This is a genomic window from Terriglobales bacterium (assembly GCA_035691485.1).
Classification (GTDB): Bacteria; Acidobacteriota; Terriglobia; order Terriglobales; family Acidobacteriaceae; genus JAIQGF01.
In genome coordinates this window covers 11,660-35,203 of record DASSIZ010000010.1, presented here as the reverse complement: position 1 = coordinate 35,203, position 23,544 = coordinate 11,660, and the positions used below count along the sequence as shown (strand labels likewise).

Below are 23,544 nucleotides of genomic sequence, written 5' to 3'. Positions count from 1 at the left end.
TGGTTTGGGTTTCTTCTCGGGCATAAGGGCCTGGGCCCCAGCGCTGGCAGAAGCCCCGGATTTTTCCGTCTCTTGCAACGACGCCAGCGGATCGTAAGTCAGCAACTGCATGTGCGCGCCTGATGTTCCGCTGGCCGGCAGGACACGGGCTTCGTTGCTGTCCAAACGCTGGGCAAGCTGCTGCACCAAGGATTTCAGTTCCTGGATGGTCTGGCTCTGGGAAGCGACCTCGGTGCGCAATTGTTGGACTTCGTCGTTGCTGGCGCGGGCCGAAGACGACGAATATTGTTCGGTGGATTTGGCGCCACTGGGAGCCGCTTGCTGGGCGAAGCTCGGCAACCCCAGCGCCACGAGAAACACCAACACGCAGTAAATCAGTGAATGTCGCATTTTTTTCTCTCCTAGGAAGGACTGGTTACCTGGTGGCCTGGAGTGTCAGCGAACAAAGAATCGCTACAAAGAACCGAGAGTTGAAGGATCTCCAGATTGGCAGGGAATCGCGCCGGCACCCCTCACCGGAATCGCACCCCGGAACAGGGCGTCCCACATGCACAACAGCCGGCTGTATTCAGCTCGACGCAAAGTGGTCGGCCCGCGAAACAATTTTGACCAAGGGCCCGCGACGGGAGCCGAACTCGGCAACCGGCGCGGAACTCACGCGTCAAAGTGCGGCAAACTAGCACAATCGCAACGCCTCCGTCAACGTCGCGCTCCAGACTGACGGGACGGAGGAAGGTCGTAACACGATGCGAAGCGGAAAGGGGGCCGGCTAGCTGTTGGGCGGAGAGCAACGCCTGTTAGTCGGCGGCCACAGTTTCCGGAGTGCGCTGGTTAGTAAGGCGAGGAGGCACTGCGGATTTCTTGCGCTGGGCGGAGATGAGGCGGAAGCCGAGCAGCAGCGTGAGCAGGATGGCGTAGTACTCAGGCTTGCGGACGTCGGCTTTGACCAGCCACCAGTAGTGGATGACGCCGGCCAGGGCGCTGACGTAGACCAGGCGATGAAGCGTGATCCAGCGGCGGCCGAGACGGCGGATCATGCCCTGGGTGGAGGTCACGGCGAGCGGAATGAGCAGCACAAAGGCAGTGAAGCCGACGGTGATGAACTTGCGCTTGGCGACGTCCTTCACCATCTCGTGAACGTCAAAAAACTTGTCCAGCCAGATGTAGGTGGTGAAGTGAAGGCAAGCGTAGGAGAAGGCGAACAACCCCAGCATGCGGCGGAAGCGGATGAACCAGTGCTGGCCAGTCAGACGGCGCAGGGGCGTGATGCTGAGGGTGAGCATCAGGAAGATCAGGGTCCAGTCGCCGGTGGAGCGGGTGATGACCTCAATCGGATTGGCGCCGAGCAGGCCCCGGTATGCCTTCCATCCCAGGTGAGCGAGTGGCAGGAGAGCAGCAAAAAAGACGGCGACTTTGAGTAGCTTCAATTTCACTTAGCAGGTTTTACGTTCAAGGTTTCACGTCTCAGGTTTCACTCGGAAAATGAAGAGGTGAAAGCGGGAAGCCTCGAAGCGGAAATGTCCCCCAAAACTCTTTCATTCAGAAAAACTTTTTCAAATCCATGCCCGTGTAGAGTGAGGCGACCTGGTCGCCGTAGCCGTTGAACATCAGCGTAGGGCGCTTGGTAAATTCGCCAATGCGGCGTTCGCGAGCCTGGCTCCAGCGCGGGTGGTCCACGTTCGGATTGACGTTGGAATAGAAGCCGTACTCGTTGGGAGCGGCCTTGTTCCACGCCGTCCTCGGCTCCTTGTCGGTGAAGCGAATCTTCACGATCGACTTGCAGCTCTTGAACCCATACTTCCAGGGCACGACGATGCGCACCGGCGCGCCATCCTGGTTGGGCAGGACTTCGCCATACAAGCCGACCGTCAGCAGGGCGAGAGGGTGACTGGCTTCATCAAGGCGCAAGCCTTCGGTATAAGGCCAGTCTAAAACGCCGTAACGCACGCCGGGCATCTGCGCCGGATCGTTGAGGGTGGTGAATTCAACGTACTTGGCGTTACCCAGCGGCTGCACCTGGTCCATCAGCTTCTTAAACGAATAGCCAACCCAGGGAATAACCATGGACCAGCCTTCCACGCAGCGGTGCCGGTAAACGCGGTCCTCCAGCGTGGCCAACTTGAGCAGGGAGTCGATGTCGTAGGTCTTGGGCTTTTGCACCAAGCCCTCGACCTTCACCGTCCACGGGCGAGTACGGAAGTTCTTGGCCAGGTTGGCCGGCTGGTACTTGTCCGTGGAGAACTCGTAGAAGTTGTTGTAGTTGGTGATGTCCTTGTAGGGAGTCTGCTTTTCGTCGGTCGAGAACTGTCCTTTGATAACTCCGGACAGCTTCTGGCCGTTAGGAGCGGTGTCGGGCGAGGGAGTTTTCGCGCCGGCGACCTTCGCGATCACAGCCGCGCCGGCCAGCGCGGCCGCGCCGCCCAGGAAAGCCCGGCGATTCAGATACGTCGATTGGCTGGTGATTTCCGACGAGCGTACTTCCTCCGGCTTCTTAATCAGCATTTCCCCACACCTGGATGAATGGTAGCACCTTCATGCCATGGGATGAGCCGGGAGAGGGAAAAGTTACAGGGAGGGTGGAACACGGGGATGCACGGGTTTTCGCACCGTTCGTTGCGAAAAAAAAGCCGGACGCTTTCGCGCCCGGCTTAGCTTTTCCCCGGCCCGGCTAGAAGCTGTACTTCAAGCCGAGCTGGATGATGCGCGCCGGAATGGCGGTGTTTGTGAACTGGGTAAAAGTAGCCGGTGAGGACAGCGCAACGGAGGTCGGCGTTGTCGACAGCACCGGATGGTTGAAGAGGTTGAAGAAGTCACCACGGAACTGGAAGCTATGCCGCTCGCTAATCTTGAAATGCTTGATCACGGACAGGTCCCAATCCTGCTGGAACGGGCCGCGGAAGGCGTTTCGCGGCACGTTGCCGTAAGTGGTCGGGGCACTTGCGTTGCTCGCGGCACAGGTGGTGTTGGTAACTCCAGCACCCCGAGTGGGACTCTGGCTGGTGCACGGGCCGACCACCTGAGCCACGCTGACGAAGTTGGGATTCATAAAGTTGTCCGGGTGGCCCCCGGCGGATCCGGGCAGCAGCAGCTGACTCACCGTCGTGACTGTGCCCGGCGTGCAGCCCGGCAGCGTGGCGATCTGCTCTGCCACCGGACGGCAGACGAGAAGGCCAGTGCCAGTGCCGCCGCCAAAGGCCCGACCGCTGAATGAGTCGGTGATGGAGAAGGGCAGGCCATTCTGATATTGAGCCAGCCCAGCGATGGTCCACCCCTGGAATAGCTGTGAGCCCCAGATGCCGCTCTTCGGGACCGGCAGGTCCCAGCTATAGCTCAGCACGAACCGATTCGGGCGATCGAAATCGCTCACTGCCCGGTTCTGCTGATAATTAGCCAGGTTATTCAGGACGTTGGCGCCAGCCTGTCCGGCACGAGTATTGTTCAATTCGTCGGTGCTCTGTGATCCGCTAACATTGTCGATGTTCTTCGACCGTGTGTACCCAGCCTGCAGATACAACCCGTGCGCAAAACGATGCGACAACGTGACCTGGCCTGAATGATAGGTCGAGAAGCCGATATTCCCATCTACTCGGAATCCTTGCTTACGAGCCAATCCCAGCAACTGGTCGCGCAGTGGCGCATTGTTTACGGTGTTTGTGGTGATGGCGTAGCTATTGCCGTTCATGTCCTTTATGGTGAGCGGACTGGTTGGGCTGACCAGTTGAGGCAGGTAAGGATCCCAGATACCCAGGCCTCCTACGCTGTGAGTGCCGACGTAGGCTGCCTCGAGCGCCCAGCCATGTCCCAAATCGCGCTGCACGCTCAAGTTCCATTGCTCGGTGTAGGGCGCCTTGGCGTTGGGGTCGACGCTGGAGAAGGACGCCAGGTTAATGGAGCAGTTGCTGGCGCTACCGCCGAAGTTCGCGCATTTAACGCCGCTGTCATTGACGAAAATCGGCGCGACGCAGGGATCGTTGACACTCAGCACAGCTGGAGCAGTCGTAGCACAGGGACTGGAGTTGGTCCCAAGTCCGGTGACATAGCGCAGGCCGGCGAAATGCGAGGCCTGCGGAATGAATGCCGTGGCGACAGCGACCGCTGCGGGTGTGGTAGCCAGGGGATTGGCCAAGGTGACGGTAGGGTCGCTGATTTGCGGGTTGTTATTGACAATCTGGACGAAGTAAGGCGCCCCCAAAGCCCCCTGCAGCAGGTTTTGGTTCGAAAGGCGCTGGTAATAGAGGCCGGCGCCGCCGCGCACAACCATTTTCGCGTTACCGAAAACGTCCCAGGCAAAGCCCACGCGCGGTTCCCAGTTCTTGGTCAGGCAGTTCTTTACGCCGCAATCCCCAATTCCCGGGGTTCCGGTCACGGGCGCGGCGCTGGCCGAGGGGAATAACAGCGGATCGGCGCCGGGGCCGTTGGCAATGATCTGCCCTGGGTCGATGATGCTGGTGCGGAGCTTGGTATCATGCGCCCAACCCAGACCTTCCCAGCGCAAGCCCAGGTTCACCGTCAAACGTGGACGCAGCTTCCAGTCATCCTGGAAGAAGAAGGCGTAGTCGGTGTCGCGGAAGTAGCGCTGCGGATCACCCACCGCCGACTGTTCGCTGTTGATGATCCCTTGCACGAAGTTGCTGAAGTTGTCAAAGCCCAGCGAGCCGCGCAAGGCAAACTTGTTGAAGCGGTTGATCTCGTATCGCACGACCTCGCCGCCGGCTTTGAAGGTGTGCTTGCCCATGGCGATGGACCAGGTGTCGCCCACGGTGAAGGAGTTCTGCACGGTGCCGCGCTGGTCGTTCACGCCGGTGCCCATGCTGAAGGCGCCGGTAATGGTGATCTGGTAAATTCCGGGTACGGTAGAGATGTTGGGTCGGGTGGCGCCCACATCGGCCAAGTTGACGGTGTCCGTCGGATTTCCGGTGACCGCATTGAAGCGGCTGAACCCGAAGTGGAAGTCATTCAACTGGCGATTGCTGATCTGGTGGTTCCAACCGATAGAGGCAAAGCGGTTTCGCAGCTCGTTGGCCAGCGGGAAGGCCAGGGTGCTGGCTGTTCCGAATGGCGTGGCATAATTGCCGTTGTCCCAGAACCAGGTCAGCCGGAGTTTGTCTTTGTTGTCACGGAAACCGCGCTCGTACGACATGCTGTATTGATCGTCGCGAATGGGCGTGATGCGGCTGAAACGGCAGGTAAAAGTCGTCGTGGTGGCGCTCGTCGGGCAGCCGGATTGGCCAAGCCGGGGCACAGCATAGGTTCCGAACCAATAGTTGTTCTTCAGGTTCAGGATATTCAGCGCCGTAGGATCCACTTTGCTGGCACTAGGCGCAAAGCCCGCGCCTGCCAAAAGCGCGGCCGAAGTGGTGCCATCGGCATTGGTGGGGAATACGGGCGTGATCACGCTGGTCACGGATCCCGAGGTGGATACGCCGTTGCGGGCGCGGACGGTCTGCATGTTGCCGAAGATGAAGCCTTTCAAAATGGGGACCGGTCCGCCCAGGCTAAAGCCGCCTACATTCTGCAGCAGCCGTCCGGGATCGTTAGGTTTCCCGGCGAGGGCTTCTGACCGCTTGTTGAACCACTCGTTGGCATTGAACGCGTCATTGCGGTGGTCCCAATAAGCATCGCCGTGCCATTGCTTGCTGCCGGTCTTCATGATCACCCCTAGCGCTCCGCCGCCCTTGCTGCCCTGCGAAGCGTCGTAGAGCGAGGTGGCGGTCTTGAATTCCTGCACCGCATCCGGGTTGGGCAGCGGTACGTTGTCGAAGTGCGCCAGGTTGAGGTCGTTGACGTTGATGCCTTCCAAGGAAAAGGCGTTGTTGGTGGTGCGACCGCCATTGACGTTGATGTCGATGTTGCCGCGGGTAGAGGCGCGCACATCGGGCATCTCGCCCGCCGTGCCGGTGGAGAGAGTCAACAGGAAGAGAAAATTGGGCGAGGCTAGCGGCAATTCTTCCAACGTTCGGGAGTCGATCGGTTGTCCGGTGGTGGCGCTTTCGGTATTGACCAGGGAAGGCGCCGCTTCCACCGTGATCGATTCGTTGCCGGTACCAATTTCCAGCTTGGCAGCTTGCTTCACGGTTTCGCCGATCCGAACTTCCACGATGACTTCGTACCGCTTGAATCCCGCGGCGGTGACCTCGACGCGATAGGTCCCGGGGCGCAGGAGAGTGGCAACCGTTTCTCCGTTGCTCCCGGTGGTCATCTGGCGTTCCAGCACGCCGGTCGACACGTTGTAGATCTTGATGGAAGCACCGGAGACGAAAGCATCGCTCGGATCTCTGACTACGACGTCGATACCGGTGGCACCGACTTGGGAGAATGCGAAGGTTGCCGTCAGCAGGACGATGCAGGCGACAACCAGCATGAATCGAACAGGAGTTCTTACGAGTGGCATGGGTAGTTCCCTCCAGTTTGGGCGACGGAGGTCAAGGTGGTGGGACACGATAGTGCCATGGGCACCCGGCAGCGCACCCATCGACTCGGATGACCAGAGATTTCGTGCCTGACTAGAACTCTACGACGCCCCAAGATGCCGATATGAATAGGCGGAGCAAGACCCTGGAATTGTAAAAATGTTAGGCAGTTCGCGTTCCATCCCTGCCTGCTTTGTTTCCAAGCAGTTGCCGGCTTGCGGCTGGGATGAAATCCAAATTGTCACAGGCGGGATACCAAATCGCATAGAGGGCACTTTGGTGGGTATCGCACGAAGTGGTGACATGCGGACCGTACCATCGCAAACGAGATCGGAAGGAATTCAGAACGGGGCCAACTGCCCCGTGGTGGGTTCGGCTCAACAGTACCAGGGCTCGGTGAGGTAGGGCACAGTGGCTCGTGATGCCATGGCGGGCGGCGCGGGCAGACTCACAGGCGGGGCCTGGGCAATGGAATGGCCGGCCGGGGCGGAACCTGGTCGCGATCCCACGAGGCGGCGAACGTCCTCGAAGATGCTTCGGCGGCTGTGCCCGCCGGCGGTCAGCGTCTGCACCCGGCGTTCGATATCTTGCTGGAGCTCGTCCATGCCCGGGTCGGGATGCTGCCAGCGATAGCTGAGCGCGACGGGATCGAACTCACCGACGATGTCACTAACCTCCGCTAATTCCAGCAGCCGCGAGCCGGCGGGAATCAACAGCCGGATGGCGAGTTGCACCGGCGAGACGTTCTCGACCAGGTCAAGATCGGAGATGGTGTCGAGAAGGTCGGCATAGCCTGCGGGTGTGATCCAGGGCGTAAAGGCGACGAAGGTGGGCGCGAGCGTAAGGCCGGCCTGGCGGAAGAGCGGGACGAGTCGCAGAAAATCGGCGCGCGTGTGGCTCTTGTCGAGAATAGAGAGAACGCGGTCGTCGAGTGATTCGACGGCGGTAGTAACGAAGGCACAGCCGGTGTCGCGCAATAACGGGAGGTGCTTGGCGTGCTGCAGCAGGTGTTCGACCTTGATGGTCACATCGTAGCTGAGCTGCGGGAAATCGCGATGGAGGGCGCGCAGGATGTCGAGGGCGTGGTTGATCCCGTTGAAGAAATCAGGATCGCCGAAAGTGATGTGCTCTGCCCCCGCGGCGACCTGGCGGCGAATGTCTTCGAGCACTATGTCCGGTTGTACGACGCGAAATTTTCCCTTGTAGACGGGAACGATCGGGCAGTGGCGGCAGAGGTGCTTGCAGCCGCGGCTGGCCTCGGTGTAGCCGACGATGCGCAGGGAGCGGTCGGGCATGACGAGGCGCGCGTATTTCTCAAGCGGGGGAAGCCCGGTGCGGTCAGGAACGCGGAATTGCAGGCGGTCGAGCGATACCTGGGGCTTGTCCTGTGGCGGAATCCGGCGACCATTGCCGGCGATGCTGCGAACGGTCTCGGCCAGAGCGGGTTCGAACTCGCCGCCAAACACAGCGGCAACGCCCGCGGCCCGAAGCAGGCCGGCGTTGAGCGGCGCATACAGGCCGTAAGCGCACAGTTGGGCTTCGGGATTCAGAGCGCGGACCTTCTTGATGGCGCTCAGCGCGATGCGCGTGGCGGTGTGCATGGGAAGGTAGAAGGCGATGAGCTCGGCCCAGCGAACCGCCAGCGGATCAAGCTCCTGCTGGGATAGGTCGAGGCAGGAGACCTCGGCGCCCTCGGCGCGCAGCCAGGCCGCGGGGGAGGCCAGGCCGAAGGGCTGGCGACCCAATTCGTACGTCGAAATCAGGAGAACGCGCACCGCGGACATGTTATTCCGCACACGCACGGCGCGTGTGCCAGACCTGTGTTTATCGTATCGCAAACCGATGCTGCGCACGCGATACAATGCGAGCGTGAGTCGCTTGTTGCCTTTGTTCCCGCTCGATGTGGTGTTGTTCCCGAATGTGGCGCTGCCGCTGCACATTTTCGAGCCGCGCTACCGGGAGATGATCGGCGAATTGCTGGAATCGAAAGAAAAGTTCGGCGTGGTGCGGGCGACCGAGCAGGGATTGGCCAGCGTGGGTTGCGCGGCGGAAATCGTGGCCGTCACCAAGCAGTACGAGGACGGCCGGATGGACATCGTGACCGAGGGGCGCGAGCGCTTCGAGGTGATGGACATCAATACCGAGCGCAGCTTCTATCGTGGCGAAGTGCTCTATTTCGTGGACGATCCTGAGCCGCCGGCCAAGGAAAAAAATGGGCGCCTGATCGAGATTCATGCGGAAGCGCTGGCCCTGATGGGTGCGGCGGCCGACACGCCGTCGCCGGATGAGAAGGAACTCTCATTCATGATCGCGGGTGCGATGCCGTTCGACTTGGATTTCAAGCAAAAGCTGCTGGGGATGCGGTCGGAGCCGAAGCGGGTGGAGGCCGTGGTCGAATACTACGAAGCCCTGCTGCCGAGTCTGCGGCGTGCGGTCAAGGCGAGAAGGAAGTCGGGTGGAAACGGGCACGTGTGAAAACCGGTAGTTCGTAGGTAGGAGTTAGCAGTGAGTGGTTGGGCCCTCAGTGGTTAACGCTAAATCTCCAACCAGCCACCAACCACCAGTCCCTCATTTATAGAGTTGATCGATCTTTGCTGCCAGAATGAAGTCGCTCTCGGTGAGGCCGTCGATCTTGTGCGTCCAGATGGTGATCTCAGCCTTGCCCCAGGTGAGAAGAATGTCGGGATGATGGCCTTGCTGCTCGGCGAGATCGCCGACACGGTTGACGAACGCTAGAGCTTTCACGAAGTCAGGGAAGGTGAAAGCCTTGTGCAGATGATGCTCATTGACCACTTCCCAGCCGGGCAGCTTGCGCTTCATCTCGTTCAGCTCGTTTCCCTTTAAGGCCGGGATGCCGCCGCGGCAAGGCACGCAGGTTAGGCTCGCAAGTTCGGACATAATTGCCTCCTGACTAACTTTTTAGAGCGCGAGCGGCGGGAAAGGTTGCAAAAACCCAGCGTCGCTTTTTCGCCGCGGCACAGGAACGAAAAATGTTCGAGGCACGGCCAAAGTGAAGACGGTTCATCATTCGGCGGCCTTGGCGAGGTGCAGGTCGAAGCCGGTTTTCGGCAGCAACGAGGTCAGCTCAAACACCTTGAAGCCATCGCCGGATATTTCGGTATGGCGAAAGACACCGGGTTCGACCTCGGACACCTGACGGCGGCCTTCGAGATTGTCGATAAAATCCTGCGCGGCACGCGTGTCCGTCTTCGAGTAGGACGAGGCGTGCACGACATAGGCTTCAGCGGCGTAAGAACGCACCAGCTTGGGCCAGTATTTCTCCAGCAGCGCGGTGCTGGCGAAGACGTCGGCCCAGAGAATGCGGCCGTTGACGGCGGCGACGACGCCGACCGCGTTGCGGGCGCGCAACTCATGGAGCAAGCCCTGGTATTCGCGCTGCATCGGCGCGGCGATTTCATCAACCTGCTTCTTGACCTCGGAGTTGTCCATCACCCGAGCGTAGGAAGTAGTGCCGCCAATTGCGCCGGCAACGCCCGGCGGGGCTGCTTGCGCCACCGCTTCGTTACTGGAGCGAACCGAATCCCAGACCGCCTGCTGGTTTTTCTCGGCCATGGCCTTGCGGCGCACACTGGGTTGGGCCATCTGCGACGACATGCCTTTGAAGTTGGGGCTGACGTCGGTCCAGCGCCCGGGTTCAACGCAGAAGACGCTAAGGTCAATCGGGTCGCTCTTCGCGGGAACGATGCGGTCCTTGCCGATCACACGGTCTTGCTTGCCGCCGGTGACGATCTCCCCCGCCAGCAATAGCAGTGGCCGATTGGAATTGTTGACCAGCACGAGGCGGTTGACCTCGCCTCCGCCGGAGGGATTGGGCCAGACGTGGCGACGCATCAGCGGCTGAATGCGTCCGGCTTCGGTGACGACGACTTCGCCTGAGCGGAGACCTTCATCGAGCGTGAGGAAGTCGGAGGTGTCATGCGTGCCGGAAGCCACGACGGGAAAGATGGTCAAATTGCCGTGGCTGATGGGCGCCAGGACCTTGTAGCCGGCATGGACTTCGCCGGCAAAGGTCGCGGCAACGGACACGGCGGCGACGAAAATAAAAGCTGCAAGCTTGCGAAACATGAGCGTTCTCCCTAGCTGGAGCAGGCTTTGAACGACGGGGGCCTCTGCTCGAAGGAAGAATGGCGCGGCATCGGACGCTTGCAGAAAAAATGAGCTCGCAGGCGAACAACGCGGCAGGCGGCAATTTGCTACCATCAGCCATCGTGATGAGCGGCAGTTCCCAATCCGCGCTCGCCCGCACGCGCCTCGCCGGCCTGCAACCGTTGATCGAGGAACTTTTCGAACGAAGCGGCGCCGCCGGATATTCCACGACGAAGGCGGAGTTCGAGAGCATCCTGGAGAGGATCGCCGCTCAGTACTTGCCGGCGGATGCAGGCGCCGAAGAAACCCGAGAGCTGATTTCCAGTTTGCGGGTGGAAGAACTGGCGCTGGCACGCGCGTGCGCCGCAGGTCACGAGGGCGCGTGGCAACAGTTCATGGCCAGGTTTCGCGAGAAACTTTACGAGGCAGCTCTGGGCATTACTAAAGATGACGCGACCGGCCGCGAACTGGCGAATTCTCTCTATGCGGACCTCTATGGGACGACGGAACGCGAGGGGAAGCGGGTTTCGAAGCTGGACTCCTACACCGGGCGCGGGTCGCTGGAAGGCTGGCTGCGCGCGGTGCTGGCGCAGGAGTTCGTCAAGCGATATCGCACGCAACGCCGCCTGGTGAGCCTGGAAGAGAAGGACGAAGCGGGAATGCAGTTCGCCGCGCCGGAACCGGTGGCGATGGTTGAACTGGATTCGCGGCTGGAAGCGGCGACCGACGAGGCCCTGGCGCAATTGAGTATTGAAGATAGATTTGTGCTGGCAGCGTATTTTTTGGATGGGCGAACCCTGGCGGAGATCGGGCGCGTGCTGCGTGTCCATGAGTCCACCATCAGCCGCAAGCTGGAAAAAATCACCGCCGGGTTGCGCAAGCGGATTCGCAGCGGGTTGACGGCTCGAGGGATGAGCAAGCGGCAGGCGGATGAGGCGCTGCAGGCGGATGTCCGTGATTTGCAGGTGAACGTGCGCGCGCGGCTGGCGCAAGATTCGCCTTCGTCCGCGTTCTCTACTGGAAGTGAACGCGCCAATGGGGGCGAGTAGGAACCAAGGAAATGAGCAAAGTACCCGAATTCGTGCGGCAGAGAATGAAGCAGTCGCCGTCCGGAGATCATCCGGAAGCCAACCTGCTGGCCGCATTTGCGGAAGGAGCGCTGACCGGGCGCGAGCACGAACAGGTGCTCGCACACTTGAGCACGTGTGCATTGTGCCGTGAAATTGTCGCCATCGCGATGCCGGAAGCGGCAACAGCCACGGCTCCAGCGACAAAGCAATGGGCCCGCTGGCCGATGTTGCGCTGGGCAGGAGTGACGGCTGCCGTGGTGGTAGTTGCGGCGGCGGTGGTGGTGCAGAAATCGCGGCAAGTGGAGTTCTCGAAACCAACCGCGACATCGCCAGTGGCAACGCCGGCCGAGCCGGAAAAAACACCGGTCGAATCAGCCACGCAAAGAGAGGCTGCTCCTGTCGCTGAACGAGCGCAAGCAAGAGAAGAGAACAAGAGAGCGGACGCGCATAGGCGAGCAGAAAGCTCCGACAAAAAGCCCACGACAAAATCCGAGACAAAAAAAGATGTGGTTGCCGAGGCCGGCTTGGACACCAAAACGATGAACGCGGCGCCGAGCGCTCCGGCTCCTGCTTCAATGGCCAAGGCGCTCAAGCCACGGGAGACGCCCCTGGAAGCGGATGGGGCCATGCCGATGAGAGACGGGCAGGCCGCGGGATTGCGGGCGCAGGCCGCCGCAGGCGCAAGTGGGGCCGTCGGCGCGATGGTGTCGCCGCCGAATCAGAAGCAGTTGGCAGTTGCGCCCCCGCCACCGCCGGCGAGTGCCAATGAAGTGGTGGGAGTCGCCGCGGAAACAGATGCGGTAGAGATACAGCAGGAAAAAAGGAAGCAGCGTGAGTCGGAGGTGACTGCTGCGCCGGCAAAGCCACAATCCATGCCGCGTCGGGCAACGAGTGATGCGACATCCGCGGTGGCCGGCGAAGCTGTGCAGGCGTCTTCACCCCCCCTGGCCGGCGCCATGATGAGATCGGCGGTGAGCCTGTCTCCGCAGTGGAGGCTTTCGTCGGAAGGCGCACTGGAAAGGTCGCTGGATGCAGGACGGACCTGGCAAGCGGTGCGCGTGGCCGCCTCGTGGCCAGCCTTGCGGGCCCTTTCGTCCAGAGACGGCGATATCTGGGCCGGAGGCAAAGCGGGTACGCTGTACCATTCGGCGGACAATGGAAGAAATTGGTCCAGGGTTGCGGTGAAGTCCGCAGATGCCGCGCTGGAGTCCGACATCGTCGGCGTGGAATTCACGGACGCGCAGCACGGGTCGGTGCGGACGGCGTCGGGCGAGGCATGGAGCACGAATGACGGAGGCACGACGTGGTCGGTCCGGCCGTAACCGGCAGGATTGTGACGCCAGTCACGCAACTTTGGCCGCCGTTGCGGTTTTTATTTGACACGTCCTCTTTGTCACGTATGATTGTGACGTATATGACTTCGCTGACCCATCGCCATCACCACCATCACCACGGCGACAACGTGTCAGCGGAGGCCTGGGCTTAAGCCACTAGGCAATTTTGGAAAGACCGGACCCGCTGACACAAAGTCGGCGGGTTTCTCATTTTTGCGAGGAGACATGGTGCAAATCGATTTCGACAAGATGCAGGGACTGGCGCCGGCCGTGGTGCAGGATGACTCCAGCGGCGAGGTGCTGATGCTGGGGTTCATGAACCCGGAGGCGCTGCGGCGCACGCTGGAATCCGGTTACGCGACGTTCTTCAGCCGCACGCGCGGCAAGCTGTGGATGAAGGGCGAAACTTCCGGCAACCGCCTGAAGGTGACCTCGATCACGACCGACTGTGACCAGGACTCGGTGCTGGTGCGGGTGCACGTGGAAGGCGAGGGAAAGGTCTGCCACGAAGGAACGCGCTCCTGCTTCACGCGGCCCCTGGCCATGACCGGCCAAGGCGGTGCGCGATGAAGCTGAGGCTGGGCATTCCCAAGGGCAGCTTGCAGGATGCCACCATCCAGTTGTTCGACCGCGCCGGTTTCAAGATCTATGCCAACGGGCGCTCTTACTTCCCGGCGACCGACGATCCGGAGATCGAGTGCATGCTCATCCGGGCGCAGGAGATGGCGCGCTACGTGGAACACGGCGCTCTGGACGCCGGCCTCACCGGGCGCGACTGGGTGATCGAGAGCGGGTTGGAAGTGGTATCGGTCGCGGACCTGGTGTACGCAAAGCAGAGCCGCGGCAAAGTGCGGTGGGTGTTGGCCGCGCCGGAAGATTCGCCCTTCCGTCGCGCGGAAGACCTGGCGGATTGCATCATCGCGACCGAACTGGTGAACGTGACGCGCGCCTATTTCGAGACAAGAAAAATCCCAGTCAAGGTGGAGTTTTCCTGGGGAGCGACCGAGGTGAAGCCGCCGATGCTGGCGGACGCGATCGTCGAGGTTACGGAGACCGGAAATTCGCTGCGCGCGAACCGGTTGCGGATCCTGGACACGGTACTGGAATCGAATACGCAGCTCATCGCCAACACACGCGCCTGGCAGGACGAAGCCAAGCGGCAGAAAATTCAGAACATCGCGCTGATGCTCTGCGGCGCAATCGCGGCGCAAGGACGGGTGGGGCTCATGCTCAACGTGCAGAAGTCGGACCTGGCGGCGGTCCTCGCCGTGCTGCCCGCGCTGAAGCGCCCGACCATCTCCGCTCTCGCTGACGAGGAATGGGTAGCGGTGAACACGATCATCGAAGAGGCGGTGGTGCGCGACGTGCTCCCGCGATTGAAGGCGGCGAATGCGCAGGGAATTGTCGAGTATCCGCTGAACAAGGTGGTGGTGTGATGCGCACCGTGCGTGGTCGAGCAGTGAAGCGGGAAGTGGAGCGACTGGCTGCACGCGCGCTGGAAGCGGATCCGGCTGTCGCAACCAGAGTACGCCGCATCGTGACGGATGTCAGGCGTCGCGGTGATACCGCCCTGCGTAGGTATGCCGAGCGATGGGATGGCCTGGAGCGCGACGCCGAGCTTCGGGTCAGCCGCGCCGAAATGCACGAGGCGCTGGATCGGGTGGCGTCGGAATTTCGCGCCGCCCTGAAAGTTGCAGCCCGGAACATCCGGCAATTTTGCGAGTGGCAGCTGCCGCGAGAATTCACGCGCCAGATCCAGCCCGGAGTTGAAGTCGGGCAAATGATACGTCCCATCGATTCGGTCGGTTGTTACGTGCCGGGAGGGCGTTATCCTTTGCCGTCATCGCTGCTCATGACGGTCATCCCGGCTCAGGTTGCAGGAGTACCGCAAATCGCGGTGGCATCGCCGCGTCCGGCGCCTGAAACACTGGCGGCAGCGGCCCTGCTCGGAGTGGACTCGTTCTACCGGATGGGCGGCGCACAGGCGATCGCGGCGTTCGCCTACGGAACGGCAAGCGTTCCGCGCGTCAGCAAAATCGTGGGACCGGGGAACAAGTTTGTCACCGAGGCCAAGCGGCAGGTCGCTTTCCAGTGCGCCATCGATATGCTGGCGGGACCGACCGAGGTTGTGATCGTGAGCGATGACGGCACGCCGGAATTCATCGCGGCCGACCTTGTGGCTCAAGCCGAGCACGATGCGGAAGCGCTGGCCATCTTTATCACGTCCGATACGGCGATGGCGCGAGCTGTGGCCAGAACTGTGCGGCAATCAGCGCGCGGAAATCGCACCGCCCAGGAAGCTTTGCGAGGGAACGGGCTGATCCTGGTGGCGCGGTCGAAAGCAGAGACGCTGGAGATCGCCAATGCCATCGCGCCCGAGCACATCACGGTATCACGCGATGATGTGGCCAAGATCACCAACGCAGGTTCAGTGTTCGTGGGCGACTATTCGCCGCAGGCATTTGGCGATTACGCGTGCGGCCCGAACCACGTGCTGCCGACGGGAGGCTCGGCTCGCTTTCGCGGCGGGCTCAGCGTCATGGATTTCGTGAAGATCATCAGCGTGCAGGAAGTCTCGCGCCAGGGGTTGGAGCGCGCGGCATCGGTGATCGAAACGCTGGCCACGGCAGAGGGCCTCCGGGCGCACGCCGACTCGGTGCGGACGAGGTGCGCTCATGCTTAAGCCGTGCGCCAACCTCGAGCGCGTCAAGCAATATCACCCGCCGCTGAGTGGTCGCAGCGGGCTGCGCCTGGATTTCAACGAGAACACGGAAGGGTGCTCGCCGCGAGTGCTGGAGCGACTGCGCAGCCTCACCTCAGAGGAATTGGCACGCTACCCGGAGCGCGAGCCGGTGGAGCGCGCGGTCGCGCAGTGGCTGGCATTGTCGCCTGAGGAAGTGATGCTCACGAATGGCGTGGACGAAGCCATTCATCTGCTTTGTGAGACGTACCTGCAGACTGACGCCGAAGCGATCATTGCCGTGCCGACGTTCGGCATGTACGAAGTGGCGGCGTCGGCGACCGGCGCAACGGTCAAGGCAGTTGCGGCGGAAGGATTCCGCTTTCCGGCTGGCGGCATCATGGCGCAGGTTACGCCGCGCACGCGCCTGATCGCGATTGCGAACCCCAACAATCCGACCGGCGCGGTGGCAGCGCGGGAAGAACTGCTCGCGATTGCCGACGCTGCGAACGAGGCGGCGATTCTGATTGACGAAGCGTATTTCGATTTTTATGGCGAAAGCCTGATCGGGGAAATCAGCCGGCGGGCAAACTTGTTCGTCGCCAGGACATTTTCGAAAGCCTATGGACTGGCAGGACTGCGCGCAGGCGTACTCGCGGGGCCGGCGAGGCAGATGCAATTTGTGAGGCGGATCGCATCACCGTACAACGTGAACGGGGTGGCGCTGGCATGCCTGCCGTCGGCGCTTGCGGACCGCGAATACGTGACCGCATACGTGGAAGCAGTGCGGCGGGGACGCGACCGTCTGCAAGCAGAACTCGCGGCGCTGGGCATGCCGTTCTGGCCGAGCCACGCGAATTTTGTGCTGGTGCGATTCGGCCCGGCGCGCGAAAACTTCATTTCGGCCATGCGGCAACGCGGCATCCTGGTGCGCGACCGCAACAGCGACCCCGGCTGCGGCGGGTGTGTGCGCATCACCATCGGCACGGAGGCGCACACCGACCGGTTGATTGCGGCGCTTCGCGAGTACGCGCAGCAACGACGCGGGGCTGAGGTTCCGGCATGAGGACGGCAAGGCTGCATCGCAAGACGAACGAGACCGACATTCGCATCGTGCTGCGACTGGATGGCAGCGGACGCTATCGTATCTCCACCGGGATTCGTTTTCTCGACCATATGCTGGAATTGTTTGCGCGGCACGGCGGTTTTGACCTCGAGGTCTCCGCTTCCGGCGATCTCGATGTCGACCAGCACCACACGGTGGAAGACGCGGGCATCGCGCTCGGGGAAGCCTTCGACAGCGCGCTCGGGGACAAGCGCGGGATCTTGCGCGCAGGCTATTTCCTGATGCCGATGGACGAAACGCTGGGCCTGGCAGCGGTGGACCTCGGCGGACGCTCGCACGCGGCAGTCGAGACGAAGGTGCGGGCGCGCCTTGTCGGTGACCTGCAGACGGAGCTGGTGCACGATTTTTTCGAGGGATTCGCTCGCGGCGCGCGTGCCAACGTGCACTTGAAGGTGATGTACGGGCGCTCGAGCCATCACAAGATTGAGGCGCTGTTCAAGGCCTTCGCGCGGGCGCTGCGCGTGGCGTGCTCCCGCGACCGGCGATTGCAGCGAATGCTTCCCAGCACGAAGGGGCTACTGTGATCACCATCATCGATTACAAGGCCGGAAATCTCGCCTCGGTGCAGAAGGCTTTTACGCACCTCGGGTGTGTGAGCGAGATCACCAGCGACCCGGACGTGGTGCGGCGGGCGGCGCGGCTGGTGCTGCCAGGGGTTGGGAATTTTTCCGCCACCGAGGTGCTGGAACAATCCGGCGTGCGCGCCGCGATCCAGGATGCGATCCGGCAGGGCAGACCGTTCCTCGGAATCTGCGTCGGCATGCAATGGCTGTTCGAGGGAAGCGAAGAAGCGGCGAGCGTCCAGGGGCTGGGAGCGTTTGCCGGATACTGTGCGCGGTTTCCGGCAATTGTGAAGGCGCCGCATGTGGGATGGAACACGGTGCGCCACACCGCCGACTCGCGGCTGCTGCGCGGAGTCGATCCGGAATTCTTCGTGTATTACACGCATTCGTACCGCGCGCCCGCCGGCGAGGGAATGGTGGGAAGCACCGAATATGGCGGTGAATTCGCGGCAGCGGTCGAGCGTGACAATATTTTCGGCGTGCAATTTCACCCGGAAAAATCGGGCGCAGCAGGGCTGCAGCTGCTGGGGAATTTCCTGCAATGCTGACCAAGAGAATCATCGCCTGCCTGGACGTGGATGCGGGACGCGTGGTGAAGGGAACGCGCTTTCTTGATCTGCGCGATGCCGGCGACCCGGCGGAACTGGCGGCGGCACATGCCGCAGGCGGCGCCGACGAGGTTGTGCTGCTCGACATCACCGCCACGCATGAGCGCCGGGGAACGCTCCTGGAGACGGTGCGCCGGACGGCGCGCGAGTTGTTCGTGCCGTTCACGGTGGGCGGGGGAATCCGATCGCTGGAGGAAGCGGAGGCGGTTTTTGAAGCCGGCGCCGATAAGATCGCAATCAATTCCGCGGCGGTGCAACGACCGGAACTGATCACCGAGATTGCCGCTCGTTTCGGATCGCAGGCGGTGGTGCTCGCCATCGATGCCAAGTCTAAGGGTGACGGCCATCACCAGGTCTATGTGACGGGCGGAAGAACACCGGTGGACCGCACGGCAACAGAATGGGCCCGCGAGGCGGAGCAGCGGGGAGCGGGCGAAATCCTGCTGACCTCGATGGACCGCGACGGGACCCGGGCAGGGTTCGATTGCGTGCTGACGGCGTCGATCGAAAGCAGTGTCTCGATTCCAGTGATCGCCTCCGGGGGCGCCGGGTGCGTGGCGCATTTCGTGGAAGTCTTCCGCAGCGGGCGCGCCGACGCTGCCCTGGCGGCTTCGATTTTCCACTTCGGCATTCACGACATTCGCCAGCTAAAGCAGGAATTGCAAGCCGCCTCCGTGCCGGTGAGGTTTCCGTGCTGATCCCCTCCATCGATCTCATGGGCGGGAAAATCGTCCAGTTGGTCCAGGGCGAGCGCAAGGCGCTGGAGTTTTCGGATTTCGATGCCTGGATTGCACGCTTCGCCGGCTATCCAATTGTGCAGTTGATCGATCTCGATGCCGCCATGGGGAAGGGCAGCAACCGGGAATTGCTGGCGCATTTCACTTCGCGCCTGCCCTGCCAGGTCGGCGGTGGAATTCGCAGCGTCGAGGCGGCGCAGGAAGCATTGGCAACAGGCGCCCGCCGTGTGATTGTCGGTTCCGCGCTGGTGCAAGGCGCCAAGGTGAACACCGCGTTTGCCGCCGAACTCGCGCACCGCGCCGGCGCCGACCGCGTGATCGCGGCGCTCGATGCGCGCGGAGGAAAAGTGGCGGTCCGGGGGTGGCGCGAACTGGCGGAGGTGACGCCGGTCACGCTCATGCGTGAGGTCGAACCGTACTGCGGCGGATTTCTCTACACCCATATCGACAGCGAGGGCCTCATGGCAGGAATCCCGATGGACGTCGTGCGCGAATTGCGCGGGGCGACCTCGCGCAAACTGATCGTCGCCGGCGGAATCCGCTCCCAGGAAGAGGTCGACGCGCTGGACGCGATCGAGGTTGACGCAGTGGTCGGAATGGCCATCTATACCGGGCGCATGAAAGCCTGATTTGTGAAGCGCCCGTCCCCGCCGGCTCATCTTCTTTATACTCGTGTGTTCCGAGAGTTTTCCGAGGAGAGAAGATGGCCCACGGCTGGCGGTCCGGTCTGGCGTACTTTGTTCTGGCACTGGTGTTCATCTGCGGGGTCAGTGCGCAGGAAATTCCCGCGCAAGACCACGGGTCCGACGCGCTGGCGCAGATGTTCGCCCGGCTTCGCACCACGGCGCGCCTGCTCCACACCACGGCGCATCCCGACGATGACGACGGCAGCATGCTGGCGTATGAAGCGCGCGGGCAGGGTACCGAGGCGATGATGCTGACGCTGAACCGTGGCGAAGGCGGACAGAACAAGTTCGGGGCCGCGCTGCTGGATGAACTCGGAATCCTGCGCACGCTGGAACTGCTGGAAGCGGACCGCTTTTACGGCGTGGAACAGCGGTTCACGCGGGTGGCGGATTTCGGATATTCGAAAACGGCAGAGGAGACATTTGAGAAATGGGGCGGGCACAACATCGCGCTGGCTGACATGGTGCGCGTGATCCGCACCTTCCGGCCTGACGTGATCGTGTCGCGCTTCGACGGCAGCAGCCGCGACGGCCACGGAAATCACCAGGCTGCGGGGATCCTGTCACGGGAAGCGTTTCATGCTGCCGCCGATGCGAATCGTTTTCCGGAGCAGATTCGCGAGGGGCTGCAGCCTTGGCAAGCGAAGAAGCTGTACATCGGGAACGTGCGCGGCGAGGAAGGCGCGACGTTGAAGCTGAACACCGGGACCTACGACCCGATTCTCGGCATGTCCTACGCGCAGTTTGCCACCGAGGGATTGAAGCACCAGATGTCGCAGGGAGTCGGCGGCTTCTACAATCCGGCCGGAGACATTTTTCGCACCTACAAGCTGGCGGACACCGTTCTGCCGCAGCCGCACGGCGAGGAAAAAAGTTTTTTCGACGGCATTGACACGACGCTGCCAGGGCTGGCTTCACGGCTTGGGGAGCAGGAGAAGAATGCACCATTTCTGCGGGCAGGTCTTGCCGAAGTCGATCATCTGATCGCGCAAGCGGAAGCCGGGTATCGCCCGACGGATCCCTCGGTGACAGCTGAACTGCTGGCAAGAGCTCTGCAGAAGGTGCGGACGGTTCACGCGGAGCTTGGGCGCGCGCAGAACATCGGCTGCACGAACCGGGGAGACGCCGGTTGCCGCCATCGTGATCAAATTCAATTCGAACTCGATGCCAAGCAACAGCAACTGCAGCAGGCCATCAACATTGCGCTGGGCCTGCTACTGCAGGCGTCGGTAGACCCAGAGCACGAGCAGACATTCTTCGGATTCTTTCGCCAGGAACAGACATTTCTGATGGCTGTACCGGGCCAGACGTTCACAGTGACGGCGCGCCTGTACAACCGTGGCGGCCAGGCGATTAACGCCAAATATATGGAGCTCAGTGTGCCATCCGAGTGGAAGAGCGAACCGGCAAAAATCACGGAACAAATGGGGCAGCTTAAGACGAATCAACAGGCGTCGACACAGTTTCGGGTGACTGTGCCTGAGAACGCGTCGTACACCCGGCCGTACTGGCATCGCGATAATTCGCAGCAGGCTGTATACAAGATCGATGATCCGCAATACGCCACGTTGCCGCTGCCGCCGCCCCCGGTGATCGCGCGCGCAGTCTATGAGATCGCGGGAGTCGAAAGCGAAGTTACGGTGCCGGTGCAAGTGAAGTGGGTGGATCCGACGTACGGACAATTGGAGCGGCCGCTCGCGGTGGGCCCGCCGCTCTCCATTGAAATTGATCCGCCGGTGCGGGTGATTTCGACGCAGCGCCGCGGTCCGTTTGGCATTACGGTGGGTGTGCGCAATGACGTCAACGGCGCGGCTCGCAGCAACATCCACCTGCAAGCGCCCGCGGGTTGGCAGGTGACGCCGGCATCGCAGGCCGCCAATTTTTCGGCGGATCAGGAGTACAAGAATTTCACATTCAGCGTGCAGTCGCCGCCATTGCAAGAGGGCGTTTACCCGATGAGCGCCGTCCTCGACTACGACGGCAAGCAGTACCGGGAAGGCTACGATGTGATCGGGCGCCACGATATCGGGGATTTCTATTATTACTATCCGGCCTTGCAGAAGCTCAGCGCCGTCAATGTGACCGTGCCGGAAAACTTGCGCGTCGGATACATCATGGGTGCAGGCGACGAAATCCCCTCCCTGCTGCAGGACCTTGGGGTGCACCTGGACATGATTTCGCCCGCCGAACTGGTGAGCGGCGATCTCAGCCGGTATCACACGGTCGTGCTCGGCATTCGCGCCTACGACGTGCGCACCGACGTGCGCGCTTACAACCAACGCCTGCTGGATTACGTGAACAACGGCGGCACACTGGTCGTGCAGTACAACGCGTCGGTGGGCGTGTTCAATGGCGGGCACTTTACGCCTTATCCGGCCACGCTGAGCAGTGAACGTGTGACGGTGGAAGAGGCGCCGGTGCGGATCCTGGACCCCTCCAACCCGATTTTCCATACTCCGAACCCGATCCCGATGGCGGACTTCAGCGGCTGGGTGCAGGAGCGAGGCCTGTATTTCATGAGCTCCTGGGACCCGCACTTCAAGCCGCTGCTGGCCTCGCATGACCCCGGCGAACCGGAGCGCGAGGGCGGGCTTCTGGTGGCCCCTTATGGCAAGGGTTTGTACATCTACACCGGTTACGCGTTTTTCCGCCAGTTGCCGGCAGGAGTTCCGGGGGCAGTGCGGCTGTTCGTCAACCTGTTGAGCGCGAGCGCGTCACAGTAGAAAGTGAGCGGCGGCACCATGCCGGGTGCGGCCGGAGCGAATGGAAAATGATCGCGAGCTGATCCGCGGCGTCGGGCTGGCGAACGCGACCGCGCTGAACATGATCGACATGATCGGCGTGGGGCCGTTCATCACCATGCCGCTGATCGTCAGCGCCATGGGCGGGCCGCAGGCCATGCTGGGCTGGATCCTGGGCGCGTTCTTCGCCATCTGCGACGGGCTGGTATGGGCGGAACTGGGCGCGGCGCTGCCCGGGTCGGGCGGGTCCTATCGTTATCTGAAAGAAATCTACGGGCCCAAGCGGCTGGGCCGTATGCTCTCTTTCCTGTTCATCTGGCAGCTGTCGTTCAGCGCGCCGTTGTCGATCGCGTCCGGCTGCATCGGTCTGGCACAGTACGGAAGCTATTATTGGCCGGCGCTGGAGCGCACCCTTGCCGGCCGGCACTTCCGGATCGTCCTGCCGGTGCTCGGGCCGCTGGAAGCGCAAGTGGTAGTGAACGCGGGAACGTTTGTCGCGATCGGCGCGGTCATTGCCGCCGTGATCTTGCTGTACCGGCGAATTACGGCGGTCGGCTGGATCTCGCGCTTTCTGTGGGTAGGCGTGATTGGCACGGTGCTTTGGATTATTTTTGCCGGACTCACCCACTTCAACGCGGCGCAAGCATTCAGCTTTCCACCCGGCGCCTTCCGATTGAACCACGATTTCTTTCTCGGCCTCGGCGCCGCGATGCTGGTGGCGACGTACGACTATTGGGGTTATTACAACATTTGCTTTCTCGGTGGCGAGGTGAAGGATCCGGGGCGCACCATCCCGCGTGCCCTGCTGCTCTCGATCGTTCTGGTCGCCTGCATGTACGTGGTGATGAACATCAGCATGCTGGGCGTGCTGCCGTGGCGGGAGTTGGATGCCGCGGCGCGATCGAGTACGCATTTCTACGTGGCATCCACCTTCATGGCGCGAGTTTATGGGCCATGGGCGGCGCGTGCAGTGACCGCCCTGATCATGTGGACGGCATTCGCATCAGTGTTCTCGCTCCTGCTCGGATATTCCCGCGTGCCGTACGCGGCGGCAGTTGACGGCAATTACTTCCGGGCGTTCGCGCGCGTGCACGCCAAAGGAAGGTTCCCGTATGTCTCGCTGCTCGCGTTGGGCGCGGTCGCGATCGCGGCATGTTTCCTGCGGCTGGCGGACATCATCACCGCCCTGGTTGTAATTCGCATCATGATTCAGTTTTTATTTCAGACGGTGGGAGTCATTGTGCTGCGGGTGAAACGCCCGGAACTGCCGCGGCCGTTTCGAATGTGGCTCTACCCTTTGCCGGCGCTGCTGGCCACCGCGGGTTTCGTATTCGTCCTGGTGGAAAGAAAAAATTTCCTGAAAGAAGTGCGCTACGCAGTGATCCTGCTGATCGCGGGAACCGTGGTGTACCTGGTGCGTTCGCTACGGCGCCGGGAATGGCCGTTCGACGAACCGCATGCTGAGCCGGAGCGCCCTTGAAA

Annotated in this window: 20 protein-coding genes; 13 read left to right on the top strand and 7 right to left on the bottom strand. The window is 61.8% G+C overall.

Features of this window, described 5'->3' with window-relative positions:
• The 5 genes from VFI82_00935 to VFI82_00915 form a co-directional block, all read right to left on the bottom strand.
• Positions 1-390 (bottom strand): hypothetical protein (locus VFI82_00935; GenBank protein ID HET7183218.1); only part of this gene is annotated, 390 nt, incomplete at its 3' end.
• Between the two features lie 407 nt (positions 391-797).
• On the bottom strand, positions 798-1,433 hold the full coding sequence (locus VFI82_00930) for a protein-methionine-sulfoxide reductase heme-binding subunit MsrQ (protein ID HET7183217.1): 636 nt from the start codon (positions 1,431-1,433) through the stop codon (positions 798-800).
• A gap of 106 nt (positions 1,434-1,539) precedes the next feature.
• Positions 1,540-2,502, bottom strand: coding sequence for a protein-methionine-sulfoxide reductase catalytic subunit MsrP (msrP, locus tag VFI82_00925; GenBank protein ID HET7183216.1), 963 nt, complete (start codon positions 2,500-2,502; stop codon positions 1,540-1,542).
• A gap of 166 nt (positions 2,503-2,668) precedes the next feature.
• Positions 2,669-6,391 carry a TonB-dependent receptor gene (locus VFI82_00920; GenBank protein HET7183215.1) on the bottom strand — a complete coding sequence of 1,241 codons (3,723 nt, stop codon included), beginning with the start codon at positions 6,389-6,391 and terminating at the stop codon, positions 2,669-2,671.
• 396 nt (positions 6,392-6,787) lie between these two features.
• Complete coding sequence (locus VFI82_00915) at positions 6,788-8,194, bottom strand: CUAEP/CCAEP-tail radical SAM protein (GenBank protein HET7183214.1); 1,407 nt, start codon at positions 8,192-8,194, stop codon at positions 6,788-6,790.
• Positions 8,195-8,279: 85 nt separating this feature from the next.
• Here VFI82_00915 and VFI82_00910 point away from each other — a divergent pair, with 85 nt between their 5' ends.
• Positions 8,280-8,885 (top strand): LON peptidase substrate-binding domain-containing protein, encoded by a 606-nt coding sequence (locus VFI82_00910; GenBank protein ID HET7183213.1) that lies wholly within the window; start codon positions 8,280-8,282, stop codon positions 8,883-8,885.
• 93 nt (positions 8,886-8,978) lie between these two features.
• On the opposite strand, the gene VFI82_00905 is transcribed toward VFI82_00910, so the two are convergent.
• Together VFI82_00905 and VFI82_00900 are read right to left on the bottom strand one after the other, a co-directional pair.
• The gene (locus VFI82_00905) at positions 8,979-9,308 is read right to left on the bottom strand and encodes a 4a-hydroxytetrahydrobiopterin dehydratase (GenBank protein ID HET7183212.1); all 330 of its coding nucleotides are present in this window, start codon (positions 9,306-9,308) and stop codon (positions 8,979-8,981) included.
• 126 nt (positions 9,309-9,434) lie between these two features.
• Entirely contained in the window at positions 9,435-10,496 is a 1,062-nt protein-coding gene (locus VFI82_00900) for a DUF6569 family protein (GenBank protein ID HET7183211.1), read from the bottom strand.
• Positions 10,497-10,585: 89 nt separating this feature from the next.
• Here VFI82_00900 and VFI82_00895 point away from each other — a divergent pair, with 89 nt between their 5' ends.
• The 12 genes from VFI82_00895 (at position 10,586) to VFI82_00840 (ending at position 23,542) form a co-directional block, all read left to right on the top strand.
• Positions 10,586-11,566, top strand: coding sequence for a sigma-70 family RNA polymerase sigma factor (locus VFI82_00895; protein ID HET7183210.1), 981 nt, complete (start codon positions 10,586-10,588; stop codon positions 11,564-11,566).
• 11 nt (positions 11,567-11,577) lie between these two features.
• Positions 11,578-12,909 (top strand): YCF48-related protein, encoded by a 1,332-nt coding sequence (locus VFI82_00890; protein HET7183209.1) that lies wholly within the window; start codon positions 11,578-11,580, stop codon positions 12,907-12,909.
• Between the two features lie 237 nt (positions 12,910-13,146).
• Positions 13,147-13,491 carry a phosphoribosyl-AMP cyclohydrolase gene (gene hisI, locus VFI82_00885; protein ID HET7183208.1) on the top strand — a complete coding sequence of 115 codons (345 nt, stop codon included), beginning with the start codon at positions 13,147-13,149 and terminating at the stop codon, positions 13,489-13,491.
• A complete protein-coding gene (gene hisG / locus VFI82_00880; GenBank protein ID HET7183207.1) occupies positions 13,488-14,357 on the top strand; it encodes an ATP phosphoribosyltransferase in 870 nt (289 codons plus the stop codon). Before hisI ends, hisG begins: the two co-directional genes overlap by 4 nt.
• Positions 14,357-15,604, top strand: a complete 1,248-nt coding sequence (gene hisD / locus VFI82_00875) for a histidinol dehydrogenase (protein ID HET7183206.1) — start codon at positions 14,357-14,359, stop codon at positions 15,602-15,604. Before hisG ends, hisD begins: the two co-directional genes overlap by 1 nt.
• Entirely contained in the window at positions 15,597-16,667 is a 1,071-nt protein-coding gene (locus VFI82_00870; protein ID HET7183205.1) for a histidinol-phosphate transaminase, read from the top strand. The genes hisD and VFI82_00870 overlap by 8 nt, the downstream gene beginning before the upstream one ends.
• Positions 16,664-17,251: an imidazoleglycerol-phosphate dehydratase HisB gene (gene hisB / locus VFI82_00865; GenBank protein HET7183204.1), complete on the top strand. Its 588-nt coding sequence runs from the start codon at positions 16,664-16,666 to the stop codon at positions 17,249-17,251. The genes VFI82_00870 and hisB overlap by 4 nt, the downstream gene beginning before the upstream one ends.
• Positions 17,248-17,838, top strand: coding sequence for an imidazole glycerol phosphate synthase subunit HisH (gene hisH, locus VFI82_00860; GenBank protein HET7183203.1), 591 nt, complete (start codon positions 17,248-17,250; stop codon positions 17,836-17,838). Before hisB ends, hisH begins: the two co-directional genes overlap by 4 nt.
• Positions 17,832-18,596, top strand: a complete 765-nt coding sequence (gene hisF / locus VFI82_00855; protein HET7183202.1) for an imidazole glycerol phosphate synthase subunit HisF — start codon at positions 17,832-17,834, stop codon at positions 18,594-18,596. Before hisH ends, hisF begins: the two co-directional genes overlap by 7 nt.
• Positions 18,590-19,264 (top strand): 1-(5-phosphoribosyl)-5-[(5-phosphoribosylamino)methylideneamino] imidazole-4-carboxamide isomerase, encoded by a 675-nt coding sequence (locus tag VFI82_00850; protein ID HET7183201.1) that lies wholly within the window; start codon positions 18,590-18,592, stop codon positions 19,262-19,264. The genes hisF and VFI82_00850 overlap by 7 nt, the downstream gene beginning before the upstream one ends.
• Positions 19,265-19,338: 74 nt before the next feature.
• Positions 19,339-22,044 (top strand): NEW3 domain-containing protein, encoded by a 2,706-nt coding sequence (locus tag VFI82_00845; protein ID HET7183200.1) that lies wholly within the window; start codon positions 19,339-19,341, stop codon positions 22,042-22,044.
• 40 nt (positions 22,045-22,084) lie between these two features.
• A complete protein-coding gene (locus VFI82_00840; GenBank protein ID HET7183199.1) occupies positions 22,085-23,542 on the top strand; it encodes an APC family permease in 1,458 nt (485 codons plus the stop codon).
• Positions 23,543-23,544 lie beyond the last annotated feature (2 nt).

Bases quoted from the DNA above. Each gene is read 5' to 3' on its own strand.
- msrP (HET7183216.1), bottom strand. From the start codon at position 2,502: ATGCTGATTAAGAAGCCGGAGGAAGTACGCTCGTCGGAAATCACCAGC.
- VFI82_00920 (HET7183215.1), bottom strand. From the start codon at position 6,391: ATGCCACTCGTAAGAACTCCTGTTCGATTCATGCTGGTTGTCGCCTGC.
- VFI82_00915 (HET7183214.1), bottom strand. From the start codon at position 8,194: ATGTCCGCGGTGCGCGTTCTCCTGATTTCGACGTACGAATTGGGTCGC.
- VFI82_00905 (HET7183212.1), bottom strand. From the start codon at position 9,308: ATGTCCGAACTTGCGAGCCTAACCTGCGTGCCTTGCCGCGGCGGCATC.
- VFI82_00900 (HET7183211.1), bottom strand. From the start codon at position 10,496: ATGTTTCGCAAGCTTGCAGCTTTTATTTTCGTCGCCGCCGTGTCCGTT.
- VFI82_00895 (HET7183210.1), top strand. From the start codon at position 10,586: ATGAGCTCGCAGGCGAACAACGCGGCAGGCGGCAATTTGCTACCATCA.
- VFI82_00890 (HET7183209.1), top strand. From the start codon at position 11,578: ATGAGCAAAGTACCCGAATTCGTGCGGCAGAGAATGAAGCAGTCGCCG.
- hisI (HET7183208.1), top strand. From the start codon at position 13,147: ATGGTGCAAATCGATTTCGACAAGATGCAGGGACTGGCGCCGGCCGTG.
- hisG (HET7183207.1), top strand. From the start codon at position 13,488: ATGAAGCTGAGGCTGGGCATTCCCAAGGGCAGCTTGCAGGATGCCACC.
- hisD (HET7183206.1), top strand. From the start codon at position 14,357: ATGCGCACCGTGCGTGGTCGAGCAGTGAAGCGGGAAGTGGAGCGACTG.
- VFI82_00870 (HET7183205.1), top strand. From the start codon at position 15,597: ATGCTTAAGCCGTGCGCCAACCTCGAGCGCGTCAAGCAATATCACCCG.
- hisB (HET7183204.1), top strand. From the start codon at position 16,664: ATGAGGACGGCAAGGCTGCATCGCAAGACGAACGAGACCGACATTCGC.
- hisF (HET7183202.1), top strand. From the start codon at position 17,832: ATGCTGACCAAGAGAATCATCGCCTGCCTGGACGTGGATGCGGGACGC.
- VFI82_00845 (HET7183200.1), top strand. From the start codon at position 19,339: ATGGCCCACGGCTGGCGGTCCGGTCTGGCGTACTTTGTTCTGGCACTG.
- VFI82_00840 (HET7183199.1), top strand. From the start codon at position 22,085: ATGGAAAATGATCGCGAGCTGATCCGCGGCGTCGGGCTGGCGAACGCG.